Annotated in this window: 9 protein-coding genes; 4 read left to right on the forward strand and 5 right to left on the reverse strand. The window is 43.6% G+C overall.

Features of this window, described 5'->3' with window-relative positions:
* The first annotated feature begins 151 nt into the window (after positions 1 to 151).
* Complete coding sequence (locus ACZ5O6_RS02480; RefSeq protein WP_447092129.1) at positions 152 to 538, forward strand: DUF6157 family protein; 387 nt, start codon at positions 152 to 154, stop codon at positions 536 to 538.
* A gap of 220 nt (positions 539 to 758) precedes the next feature.
* Here ACZ5O6_RS02480 and ACZ5O6_RS02485 read toward each other — a convergent pair whose 3' ends face one another.
* The 3 genes from ACZ5O6_RS02485 to fabA all read right to left on the reverse strand — a co-directional run bounded on the left by ACZ5O6_RS02485 (position 759) and on the right by fabA (position 7,938).
* Positions 759 to 5,579, reverse strand: coding sequence for an NAD-glutamate dehydrogenase (locus tag ACZ5O6_RS02485; protein ID WP_447092128.1), 4,821 nt, complete (start codon positions 5,577 to 5,579; stop codon positions 759 to 761).
* Between the two features lie 507 nt (positions 5,580 to 6,086).
* Entirely contained in the window at positions 6,087 to 7,298 is a 1,212-nt protein-coding gene (gene fabB, locus ACZ5O6_RS02490; protein ID WP_447092127.1) for a beta-ketoacyl-ACP synthase I, read from the reverse strand.
* Positions 7,299 to 7,410: 112 nt separating this feature from the next.
* A complete protein-coding gene (gene fabA / locus ACZ5O6_RS02495; protein ID WP_447092126.1) occupies positions 7,411 to 7,938 on the reverse strand; it encodes a bifunctional 3-hydroxydecanoyl-ACP dehydratase/trans-2-decenoyl-ACP isomerase in 528 nt (175 codons plus the stop codon).
* Positions 7,939 to 7,948: 10 nt separating this feature from the next.
* Here fabA and ACZ5O6_RS02500 point away from each other — a divergent pair, with 10 nt between their 5' ends.
* The 3 genes from ACZ5O6_RS02500 to ACZ5O6_RS02510 are packed head-to-tail and all read left to right on the forward strand — an operon-like array spanning position 7,949 to position 10,363.
* Entirely contained in the window at positions 7,949 to 8,089 is a 141-nt protein-coding gene (locus ACZ5O6_RS02500; RefSeq protein ID WP_447092125.1) for a hypothetical protein, read from the forward strand.
* A gap of 31 nt (positions 8,090 to 8,120) precedes the next feature.
* Complete coding sequence (gene galU, locus ACZ5O6_RS02505) at positions 8,121 to 8,951, forward strand: UTP--glucose-1-phosphate uridylyltransferase GalU (RefSeq protein WP_447092124.1); 831 nt, start codon at positions 8,121 to 8,123, stop codon at positions 8,949 to 8,951.
* 53 nt (positions 8,952 to 9,004) lie between these two features.
* Positions 9,005 to 10,363, forward strand: coding sequence for a phosphohexomutase domain-containing protein (locus tag ACZ5O6_RS02510; protein ID WP_447092123.1), 1,359 nt, complete (start codon positions 9,005 to 9,007; stop codon positions 10,361 to 10,363).
* An 87-nt stretch (positions 10,364 to 10,450) separates the two neighbouring features.
* Here the strand turns inward: ACZ5O6_RS02510 and ACZ5O6_RS02515 are convergent, their stop codons facing one another.
* Positions 10,451 to 10,948, reverse strand: coding sequence for a hypothetical protein (locus ACZ5O6_RS02515; protein ID WP_447092122.1), 498 nt, complete (start codon positions 10,946 to 10,948; stop codon positions 10,451 to 10,453).
* Positions 10,949 to 11,076: 128 nt separating this feature from the next.
* Entirely contained in the window at positions 11,077 to 12,504 is a 1,428-nt protein-coding gene (locus tag ACZ5O6_RS02520) for an O-antigen ligase family protein (RefSeq protein ID WP_447092121.1), read from the reverse strand.
* Between the last annotated feature and the right edge of the window lie 146 nt (positions 12,505 to 12,650).

Below are 12,650 nucleotides of genomic sequence, written 5' to 3' on the forward strand. Positions count from 1 at the left end.
TGTTTGTTTTACATGGATACCGGAACAAGCTCGGTACGACCGAATGCTCTTAATCAGAAGTATTGTAAGTATAAAACAAGGTATGAACCATAGTTTATTTTTACTTAAGTATGTGCTTTTTAATCAGCATCTTCCGTGTTACCGTTGATGTATGAGAACGACTAATTATCACAACACTTTTGTTGCCGTGGCCGAAAACTGCCGAAAAATGGTGGGTACAGTTCCACCTAAAAAAACGCCTCCTACCGTTGCTCAATTAACCTTCGATATTGTCAGTCAAAACCCTTATCAATACAGTTCAGATGAGATCTTATTACAAGTACATCGCCAGCGTAACGACGATTTTTCACTAGAAGACTACCAGCGAAAAAGTCAGGCATGCTTTCGCTGTTCGCCATTATCTAAAACGTATGGCTGGGGTTTTCACTTTAATGGCGATTGGAAAGTAGCTATCTACGGTATGGAGTCTCAGGAATATCACCGACTGTTACATGATACAAACATCAAACAGCGTAGGGCTTTTTCGTCTAAAAAATAGAACTTATATTCATTGTGGTGAGCCCAGCTCTTTTAATATTAATGCTAGAGTATACCAATCCTCCGGTTTTACCTTACGCTGTCTACTATGCGGGGTCGTATGGTCTTGTTGGGGGTGAATAATAAAGCGGAGGGATAAAATAAAAACGGGGGCTAGTATTAGCCCCCGTTTTAGTTGTCATAAAAAACGCTGTCAAAAAATGATGGCGTTTTTTTATGTGTTAGTTGTTGACCGTTGCTTGGCTCAAGTCTGACAGTTCACGTATTGCGATGCTTAGCATTGAAATATCGCCATCATTATGGCTATTGAGTTCAGTGATCATGTGTTTCCAGCGCGCGGTCAAGACTTCTTGTTCGCCCAACCAGTCATCCACTTTAGCCTGAACATCATCCGCATCGCAGGCATCAATACTGCCGAGCATATTCTTTGTGAGTTGGCGTTGTTGCCACTCAAGATCGTCGCGTAATGATTCGCGAGCGAGTGATTGCCAGTGTGTGGCTGTCGGCATTTTCTTTTCTAGATGGTCAGAAAAGTCATCGAGGTCGAGTCTTTCTGCCAGTGTGAAGAAGCTGCTGGCAACGACGGTGATGTCTTTGTCTAGCGAGTTGCTGGCTGAAATGATGCCGAGGAAGTCATAGAGGTATTCACAAGACGATAATGTTTCGGCCAGTGATTCAGGCGCGCCCATATTCATCAAGCCTTCTTTAGCGGCCTTCCATTGGTCATGCAATGCTTCGGGTAACAGAGTGGGTAATTTGCTACCTAAATTTTGAATACGCTCTGCATATAGTTCGATAAGTTTTGAAGCGTGCAATTGAGTTCGGTGGTTTTTGATCAGCCAGCGACTTGCACGTCGCACAAGGCGGGATACACGCAGCATCATATGATACTGTGACTCGCTGTCTACGGTGTAGTCGAGGGATTCAATAGCCGTCCAAATATCATTGAGTGCAAAAATTTCTTTCGTTGCAATGTAGGCCTTAGCAATATCGGCATGAGTGACACCTGTCGATTGCTGCATACGGTCAAGGTAAGAAATACTCATGTGATTGAAGATATCGTTAGCGATTTGAGTGCCAATAATTTCTTTTTTCAGCGGGTGATTGTTAACGGCCTCTGGAAATTTTTTCACGAGCTGAGCCGGAAAAGCGGTTTCGACAGGTTGTGACATGTAGTTGTCATCACCTAAGTCAGCATTCATTAATGCCTCTTTCATATCCGCTTTTACATACGAAATAAGAATGCTCAACTCAGCTTGCGACAAGCCTTCTTGACGAGCTTTACGTTCGACAAGAACTTCATCGCTCGGTAAAAATTCAAGCGCACGGTTCAGCTTACCTGTTGATTCCAAGTAATGAATGACGCGCTTGTATTCTTCCGTGCGGCGGTGAGTTTCGATATGGCTAAGAGAGATGGCTTGCGTTTGTTGGTAGTTGTTTTTAAGTACCAAATCGGCCACATCGTCAGTCATACTTTCTAAGTAACGATTACGTTGCTTTTCGGTCATCTCGCCATCAGCGACTTGCTTGTCGAGCAGGATCTTGATGTTGACCTCATGGTCAGAACAATCAACACCGGCGGCATTGTCGATAAAGTCAGTAAATACCGATCCTCCTAATAGACCATATTCTATCCGCGCTTTTTGGGTGATGCCTAAGTTACCGCCTTCACCAATCACTCGGCATTGAAGGTCTTGTGCATCGACACGAAGAATATCATTGGCTTTATCGCCCACATCGGTGTGTGTTTCGGTACTGGCTTTAACATAAGTACCGATACCACCATTCCACAACATGTCTACAGGGGCTTTAAGCAATAGCGAAAGCAATTCGGTCGGTGGCATGGTTTTTTTCGAGGTGCATACCAGCGATTGAATTTCCGGCGTTAAGGTAATCGATTTAGCTGAGCGACTAAAAATTGCCCCGCCTTTTGAAATTAACTTTTGATTGTAATCCTGCCATGTTGAACGCGGGAGATTGAATAAGCGTTGACGCTCTTCAAAGCTGCTGGCTGGATCGGGGGTTGGATCAACAAAAATGTGTAGGTGATTAAAACCTGCGACGAGCTTAATTTGGTCAGACAGCAACATGCCGTTACCAAAAACATCACCAGACATATCGCCTATACCCACAACACTAAAAGGCTCTTTTTGGATGTTCATGCCTTTTTCGCGGAAGTGACGCTGTACGCTTACCCATGCGCCACGGGCGGTAATGCCCATCTTTTTATGGTCATAACCATTGCTGCCACCAGAGGCAAAAGCATCACCTAGCCAATGACCATATTCATTAGAAATTTCGTTGGCAATATCCGAGAAAGTTGCTGTACCTTTGTCAGCCGCGACAACAAGATAAGTATCATCCTCGTCGTAACGAACAAGATCTTTTGGTGGTATAACTTCTTCCCCATTGAGGTTGTCAGTAAGGTCGAGTAGACCGCGAATAAATAATTTATAGCAAGCAATGCCTTCCTCTAAGAATGCATTGCGATCCGATGGCGGCGGTAGTTGCTTAGCAATAAAGCCACCTTTTGCACCAACAGGCACAATAACGGCATTTTTAACTTGCTGTGCTTTAACTAATCCTAATACTTCGGTGCGGAAATCTTCCGTACGATCTGACCAGCGGAGTCCACCGCGAGCCACTTTGCCGCCACGTAAATGCACACCTTCCACACGAGGTGAATAAACAAAAATTTCAAACTGTGGACGTGGTAAAGGAATTTCTTTGATAGCGTGAGGGTTCAGTTTTAAACTTAAATACTCTTTGTGACTTGCGCTATCGATACCTTTCTGAAAAAAGTTAGTTCGTAGTGTTGCTTGAATAAGCTCTATATACTGACGAAGTATTTTATCTTCACTTAAACTTTCAACTTGTTCGAAGAGGCTTTCTAACTGCTCGATAATACGTTGAGCGGTTTTTTCTGAGCGCTTTTTGCTAGGGTTGAAGCGACAATCAAATAGGCCAATAAGTTTTTTAGCAATGCTAGTGTGGTTGACTAGCGAATTGGCGATATATTTTTGGCTGAAGCCCATTTTTATTTGCTTCATATAGCGCGAGTAGGCTCGCAGCATACTCACTTGTCGCCAAGTTGCTCCTGCTTTTAAAACGAGCTCATTAAATGTGTCGTCATCCGCTTGTTTCTGCCAGATAGCACTAAAAGCATCTGCCAGATTTTCTTTGTGTTCATTCGGGTCAAGGTTAGGGTCAAAAGGCGACTCTACAGTAAACGTATGTATCCAAAACGTTTCCTTTTCTTGCTCAATTTCATAGGGGAGTTCTTCGAGTACCTTAAGGCCAAAGTTCTCCAGTACGGGAATCATATCTGATAAAGAAAGTTGCGTTCCTTTATGATAAATTTTTATTTTGAGTTCGTTTTCTTGAGCCGTAACGAGACGGTAAAAACTGACGGTTAATGCATTGTTGTCGCGAGATAAGCGTTGAATGCGTTCAATGTCAGCAACAGCAACGCGAGGGTTATTTTCTTCGATATAACTCGCGGGGAATGCATTGCGATACTTACGATAAAGTGTAATGCCTTTTTCTTCGCCGACGGCATCATTCAGTGCTGCTTGTAAGTCCTCGCTCCAGTCTTTTGCTAGCTCGATGATTTTGTTTTCAATGTCTTGCTGATCGAGGGTCTGCTTGAGCGGAGCTTTTAATCGAAAAACAAAACGGCAGCGCGCAAGTGATGATTCGCTGAAGAAGTTACTTGTGGTCGAACTTTCACTATCAATATGTTGAGCGAGTAGGTCATAAATTTGCTCTTGAAGCTTCGATGTGAGTCGATTTCTTGGCGCATATAAGATGGCGGTAATGAATTTGCTGTCAACACTTTCACGTAAGAATAATTTTATTTTGGCGCGCTCGCGCATAAATAAAACGCTGCGACCCGCATTTAATAAATAATCATTGGATGCGAGGAATAGTTCATCTTTAGGGAATGTATGAAGAATTCGTGATAGCTCAAAGTAGTCGTAAGTATCTGTTGCAATCGATGACTCATCAAGTATAGCTTGGATTTTTTGTCGGATTACCGGAATGTTGTTTGCACTGTTTGTATAGACATTGTGTTTATACAAACCCATAAAACGGTAGCCGCCAATCACATTGCCTTTGCTGTCAAATTTCTTAACGACAATGTAATCTGAATAAGAGGAGCGATGTACTGAAGAAATATGCCCCGATTTGGCAAAGATAATCGGTTCATGCGTTTTAGCAATATCTAGCTGGTCTTGGGTCATTTTCTCAAAGCGCTGCGCTTTAGGCTGACCGTATTGACGGAATAAGCCCAACTCTGTGCTTTTTACCGGCTTAACACCTTCTTTATCAACGGTGTATTCATCATAAGCAAGAAACGTGAAATGCCCATCGTTCATCCAATGTAAGAACGTTTTGCATTCTTCAAGTAACTCGGCAGGGATATGCTTGCTACTTTTGTTGAGCTCGTTGGCGATGTTGTCTACAGTGGAAGACATTGCGATATAATCTTGTGCAACTGCGTCAGTATCATCAATGGTTTGGTTAATGATTTTTCGTAGCTCTTTCAGATTATCGCTATGAGAGTGGTGGTCAATTTCTATATAGAGCAGCATCTCATTAATGTTAGACGCGTCGTGAGTGATGTTCTTTACTTCGCCTTTCGCTGAGCGCTCTACCGATAAATATGCATGGAATAGGTTGTGTATTTTAATGTCGCGTCGCGTCAAAGTGTTGCGAATCGAATCAATTAAATATCGAATATTGGGGTGATGTAGAAGGATAATTGTGTGCGGGCTTTGCCAGCCGTGCTCTTCCACATTAGGGTTAAATATGGTGGCTTTATCTTCCGGAGTATTTTGTATTTTGCGGTATAGCGATGTCATTAGACCCTGTAGGTCTTCATCGGTGTAGCGAGCAATGTCTTCATTGTCTATATGGCTAAAGAAGCTAGTCGTTAGCGTGTTGAACAAAGATTGGTCTTTTTTGGGGATGCGGGCGCTGATTTCAGCAGCGGCTTCATTGATTCTCACCTTTGGTTTAATAGGCGTTTGAATAGTCATTGATTCCTCGTGACGTATAGGTGTTGTTATTTAGGAGTAAGTAAAAAACGAATGTCACTAACGTATCTCTTATTACTTTTGTGATGGCGTAAGATGAGTCACGGTAGTGAGTAGAGAAGATAATTCTGTGTAAGCGGGGCGTTTGGATTGCACGGCCGATGCTCACTATTGGTCGATTTAGTGCTGCAGGGATGAATGTCTCTATAACGCAAGGTATAGAATAGACAATATTTTTCATCTGAGAGTATGTCTTATGACCAAGGAAAGTAGTGCCTTTCAGTAAATTAAGGCTATTCGCACAATATAGGTGCATCCTTTTTCATTGGCAAGTTTTTTTTGGTTTTAGACTAGAAAAAGTCATCATTTAGGTAGAATTCACTACGGCTCTATTTTATGAGCTGATGTCGTTAGGTTTATTTGGGGCTAGTTGGGAGTGGTAAGTAGTATGTTGGATAGTGAGGAAAGATAAAAAGGCCTTTATTGTCAGTGCAATAAAGGCCTGTACTATTATAGTTTTTTAAATGCTAGCGAAGCGTTGGTGCCGCCAAAACCAAAGCTGTTAGATAAGGCGTAGGTGATGTCGACATCGTCTTGTCTCTCGGTAACGATAGGTAAGCCGGTAGCTTCATCATCTAGCGTATCTACATTGGCAGAGGCACAGATAAAGCGATTTTTCATCATTAGCAAAGTGTATATAGCTTCTTGAACACCGGTTGCTCCTAATGAGTGGCCTGCTAGGGATTTTGTTGAACTAATCGCTGGAATTGTGTCGCTGAAAACTTCTTTGACTGCGCGTAGTTCTGCAAGGTCACCGACAGGTGTGCTGGTGCCGTGTGCGTTGATGTAATCAATCGGTGCGTCAATATCGGCAATAGCCTGTCTCATGCAGCGTGCCGCGCCTTCGCCAGAAGGGGCTACCATGTCATATCCGTCAGAGGTAGCGCCGTAGCCAACCAGTTCTGCATAGATAGTGGCTCCACGTGCTTTGGCGTGCTCATATTCCTCAAGAACTAAGCAGCCACCGCCACCAGAAATAACAAAGCCGTCGCGATCAGCATCATAAGCACGCGATGCCTTTTCAGGTGTGTCGTTATATTTAGTGGATAAAGCGCCCATTGCATCGAATAAGCAGCTCATTGACCAGTGCAGTTCTTCTGCTCCACCAGCAAATACGACATCTTGTTTGCCGAGTTGTATTAACTCCATGGCGTTGCCAACGCAATGTGCGCTAGTCGCACAGGCAGAGGAGATCGAGTAGTTGACGCCTTTGATTTTGAAAGGAGTCGCTAGGCATGCTGAAGTTGTACTGCCCATTGTTTGGGTGACGCGGTAAGGGCCGACGCGCTTTAATCCGCGTTCCCGTAATACATCAGCCGCTTCGACGAGATTTGACGATGATGCGCCACCTGAGCCAACAATGATTCCTGTTCGTTCGTTAGATACTTGTTCTTCGCTTAAGCCTGAATCATCGATTGCTTGCTTCATAGCGATATAGTTATACGCTGCGGCATCACCCATGAAGCGTAATGTTTTTCTATCGATATGCTCTTTAACATCGATATCGATTTGTCCGGCAACGTGGCTACGAAAGCCCATTTCGGCATAGTCTTCTTGAAAAGAAATGCCTGATTTGCCATTTCTGAGGGCGTCTAGAACCGTTGCTTTGTCATTGCCTAAACACGATACAATGCCCATTCCTGTAACAACAACGCGTTTCATAGGTATACCTCTTTATTATTAATCAAACGATGGTAAAAAATACGCAAAGATAGGCAGTGGTTACTCTGCCCACGCGGGTGGCATTATGCCATAAAATTATTGCTAGCTTATTTTAGAAGGCATCGGTGTTGGTAAACAAACCTACACGAAGATCCTTGGCAGAATAGATGTCTTTGCCGTCAACCGATACACGGCCGTCAGCAATGCCCATGACCAGTTTGCGCTCGATGACGCGTTTAAGATCGATGTGATAAGTCACTTTTTTTGCTGAAGGCAAAATTTGTCCGGTGAATTTCACCTCGCCAGAACCTAGTGCTCGGCCACGCCCCTGATTACCTTTCCAGCCTAAAAAGAAGCCAACCAGTTGCCACATGGCATCTAACCCTAAACAGCCGGGCATTACTGGGTCACCGGGAAAGTGACAATCGAAAAACCATAGCTCAGGTGTGATGTCTAGCTCAGCAATAATACTGCCTTTACTAAACTCACCGTCGGTCGCATTGATGTGTGTAATGCGGTCAAGCATGAGCATGTTGGGTAGCGGTAGTTGAGCGTTACCTGGGCCAAAGAGGTCGCCATTGCCGCACGCGATAAGTTCTTCTTTGGTGAAGCTGTTTTTGTTGTCGTCGGCTAAAGACATATTGCCCTCAATGAGTAGTTGTCATGAAAAATGGCAGGATTTTATCCCAAAGGCCGGTATTGTAGCGGCTAAATGCGCCTTGTCTAGCAGTATTGCTGTTATTGTCATCACATATACACAGAAAATTCGTGATGAATATGCTATCGTCTAAGTTTAAGTCTGTATTTATAGTGAGCGAATTTATGATTAAAAAATGCCTTTTTCCTGTAGCGGGTTATGGTACGCGTTTCCTTCCTGCGACCAAGTCGATGCCTAAAGAGATGTTACCTATCGTTAATAAACCGTTGGTTCAGTACGGTGTGGAAGAAGCACTAGAGGCTGGGTTAACTGATGTTGGTTTTGTGACTGGGCGGGGTAAGCGTGCCATTGCCGATCATTTTGATGTCAATTATGAATTAGAGAGCGAGATAAAAGGAAGTAGTAAGGAAGGTTACTTGGATAGCATTCGACAAGTCATGGAAAAAGGTAAATTTTCGTTCACTCGACAAACTGAAATGCGCGGTTTGGGTGATGCTATTCTTAATGGTCGCCGCCTGATGGGGGATGATCCTTTTGGTGTTGTTCTGTCTGATGACTTGTGTCTGACGGGTGATGATGAGGGTGTTTTAGCGCAAATGGTGCGATTATATAATCAGTTTCGTTGCAGTATTGTGGCGATTCAAGAAGTCCCTGATGACCAGGTGAGCAAGTTTGGCGTGATCGCGGGTGAAAAAATGAAAGAGGGGCTTTATCAAGTGTCGGATATGGTTGAAAAGCCTGATATCGCTGATGCGCCAAGTAACCTAGCTATTATTGGTCGGTATATTTTAACGCCCGATATTTTTGACGTGCTAGAAAATACACCACCGGGTAAAAATGGTGAAGTGCAGTTAACCGATGCCTTGCTGACTCAGGCGCAAAACGGTTGCGTCATGGCTTATAAGTTTAAAGGGCAGCGCTTTGATTGCGGTAGCGTTGAAGGCTTTGTTGATGCGACAAATTACGTTTACAGCAATGTTTATCGACCGCTGTAGCTGACTGCTAGCGGATTAGTCAATGATTGTGTCGTTCACCAATAGAGAAAAATATGAGTACTGAGATTACCTGTTTTAAAGCCTATGATGTGCGTGGGCGTGTGCCTGATCAATTAAATGAAGATGTGGCTTATCGCATAGGCCGTGCTTTTGCCTTGTTCCTTAACGCGAAGAAAGTGGTGGTTGGTCATGATATTCGTACCAGCAGCCCATCGCTGACCGAAGCGCTGATTGAAGGTATCACCGATGCGGGGGCAGATGTCTTGCATATTGGCCAGTGTGGCACCGAAGAGGTGTATTTTGCAGCCTTTCACCATAGTGATATTGATGGTGGTATTTGTGTGACCGCGAGCCACAACCCCATTGATTATAATGGTATGAAGTTTGTTCGAGAAGGTGCTCGCCCTATCAGTGGTGATACAGGCCTAATCGATATTAAGCTTATGGCTGAAAAAGCCGATTTTCCTGCAGTGGAGCGAAAAGGCACGGTAAGTGAGCTTGTGAGCCGCCCGAACTATATTGATCATTTGATGACATATATAGAAGATTCAGCCGCTCTTAAGCCGTTAAAGATTGTTGTTAATCCTGGCAATGGAGGAGCGGGTTTGGTGATGGATGAGTTGATTCCTCGCTTGCCTTTTGAGTGCATTAAAGTTAACTACGAGCCCGATGGCTCTTTCCCCAACGGCATTCCAAACCCTCTAGAAATAGATAATCGAAGTTCAACCATTGATGCAGTGGTAGCCAATAAAGCTGATCTAGGTATCGCTTGGGATGGCGATTTTGATCGATGCTTCTTCTTCGATGAGAACGGTCGTTTTATCGAAGGTTATTATGTGGTCGGCATGTTGGCAGCCGCTTTCTTAAGCAAGGCGCCCGCTAAGGTCGTTCACGACCCGAGGTTGACATGGAATACACAGGCGCTTGTCGCGAGCGCTGGTGGCGAAGCGATACAGAGTAAAACGGGGCATGCCTTTATTAAAGAGCGTATGCGTGCAGAAGATGCGGTGTATGGCGGTGAAATGAGCGCGCATCACTATTTTCGAGATTTTGCTTACTGTGACAGTGGAATGATTCCTTGGTTGTTGGTTGTTGAAATGTTATCTCGGTCAGGAAAGTCACTATCGCAGCTAGTTGATGATCGAATGAAAGCATTTCCTTGTAGTGGCGAAATTAATACGAAAGTATCTGACCCTAAAGCGTTGCTCAATAATATAGAGCAGCGTTATACAGCAGATGCTGAGAGTATTGATCATACCGATGGGCTCTCAATGGCTTTTGCTCATTGGCGCTTTAATGTGCGGATGTCAAACACTGAGCCGGTCGTTCGATTGAATGTGGAGTCAAGAGGTGATGAAAACTTAATGCAGCAGAAAACGGATGAATTGCTGGCTATGGTTTCTGTAGGGTAATCAGTTTCTTTTTACTGTAAATCGTAGACATAAAAAAACCAGCGTTAGCTGGTTTTTTTATGTCTTTGGTAAATGCCTAGCGTCTAACTAGCAAGCACTTGGTGGTGGCTCATAGTGGCAGTGACCATAACCGTTTCCATTGCCGTGACTATGATGGCCGTTTCCATATTTGTTATAACCGTTCCCATATTTTTTGTAACTTTTATGGCCTTTACCGTTGTTTCCGTATTTGGTGTATTTGCCATGGCATTTGTATTTGTTGTAACTACCATACTTATTGTAGCCATTGCCGTACTTGCTATAACCGCTGCCATATTTATTGTACGAGCCGTACTTACTGCCGCCGCTGTACTTGTTATGCGAACCGTAGCTGCTACCATATTTTTTATGGCTCGATGAACCGTAACTTGAAGAGCTATAGCTATCATATTTATTATAGCTCGAAGAAGAGTAGCTTGAAGAGCTATACGACGAACCGTAACTGCCGTAGGACTTATACGAATGATAGCCGTAAGTCGCTAGTGACTGTTGTGACAAGACTAGGGCAAATGCCGCTATCATGCTCATAATAATCGTTTTTTTCATTGTTCTATCCCCTCGGAGGGCACTTGTGTGTATGTCGATGTTTGAATTCTAGCAATGACATCCTTTGATTTCAATAGGAAAGTGAACTGCGTCACGTTTTTTTGGTGATTTTTTATACTGTTTAATGCTTAAGCTATGCCGCTCTTATGCTTATTTTGGCGCTGAATGTCTCTTTGATTCGATCGCCCCTTTGCGCTTGTCAAGTGCCTGGCAACCCATGCTAATGCCAGCAATATGGTTGCGGATGCAGCATTAGCCATAATTTGGAGGTTGAAATCAACAAGGCTGTGCAGCAGTAATGCGATAATTGTCATAAGAGCCGCAAAACTGGTTGCTTGCATCGTGGGGTTGTTTCTTTTAAAGAGAGTCACTATGGCGGTAAATAAACTAGAGATGACTAGTAGGGCAATAAAGGCAGTTCCAATAAGGCCGTATTCGCTAACAAACTGTAAGTAATCGTTGTGCGTGTAGTCGTAGTAGCCATTGACGTCGGGGCTCTTGTAATAGCTGTAAACTGAGTAGTAGCTGCCTCCGCCAGTGCCAAGCATTGGATTTTCTTTGATATAAACTAGGGTGTCACGAAGTACTTCATCTCTGGTTTCTGTGCTTGCGGAGGTATTTTGAATGCGAGCGGTGACTTCTTCAAAACCAAACCAGTTACCGACTACCCACAGGTCGATAATAATCAAGCTTGTGAGGAATATGATGGCATTTCGGCTTACTCGCTTGGTCAGGATCATCCAGATAAACCCAGCGCTGACTAAGCTGATAAAAAAAGCGGTATTTCCCATTCTTGAGCGGCTTAACACAATGCCAACAACGATGAGAGCGAGCCCAATACGAAATAGCATTTTACGGCTAAGCATAAAATGCAATAATCCGATAAGCATATTCTTAAGACCTTTTACTTTTTTCTTTGATAAGTCGATAAGAAGTAGTGCTGTACCCGCAGCGGCACACATCGATAAATAGTTAGCAAAGTGGTTTCTATTGATAAATGTGCCGGTTGCTCTACCGATGTAATGCTCTTTGGGTAGCCAAAGAACATACTCAATGCCGCTTAATGTCATGAAGGCGCCATAGCCTGCCTGGAATACCCCGCAAAAGAAGAATACTTGCAAAACGGTCTTGATGCGTTTCTCTGTGTTAACAAGGGCGATGGTAAGAATGAATAGGCCAATATAAGCGCTAGTTTTCAATAGTTGTTCTATAGTGGCATGAGGGTCGAGACTGAAGGTTGCCCAGTTTAGATCATTAAGCACGCTAATATTGTGAGATGAAGAGTTCAGAGGGGTGAGTTGTAATAAGCTGATCGCTGCAAAGCCGGTAAGGGCGAATAGCGCCGGCCAGCATTTTTTCCAATATTCCGGCATGCGTGCTTTTTGCTGAAAGCAGAGAAATATCCATACGAATAAAACGCTAAAAACCCAAGCTTCCAATATTGACCATGCTAAAAGCCGATGACTACCCAGAGGTAAAGGGAGGTAAATAATCATTCCTAATAAATTGTAAAACAGGAAGGGGTGATTATTATGTGCTGAGGCTGAATAATTCATATTTTCGGCTTTATGGTTAGGTGGCGTCTATTATTAGAGCAGGTCGCCATATTGTTGCATTGGTGTGCTAGGCTTTCTGTGTGATAATTGTCGTTTTGCACGCCATTCTTGCCATTAAGTTAAGAATGCTAATTATACACTAGATC

Source organism: Eionea flava, from assembly GCF_055393785.1.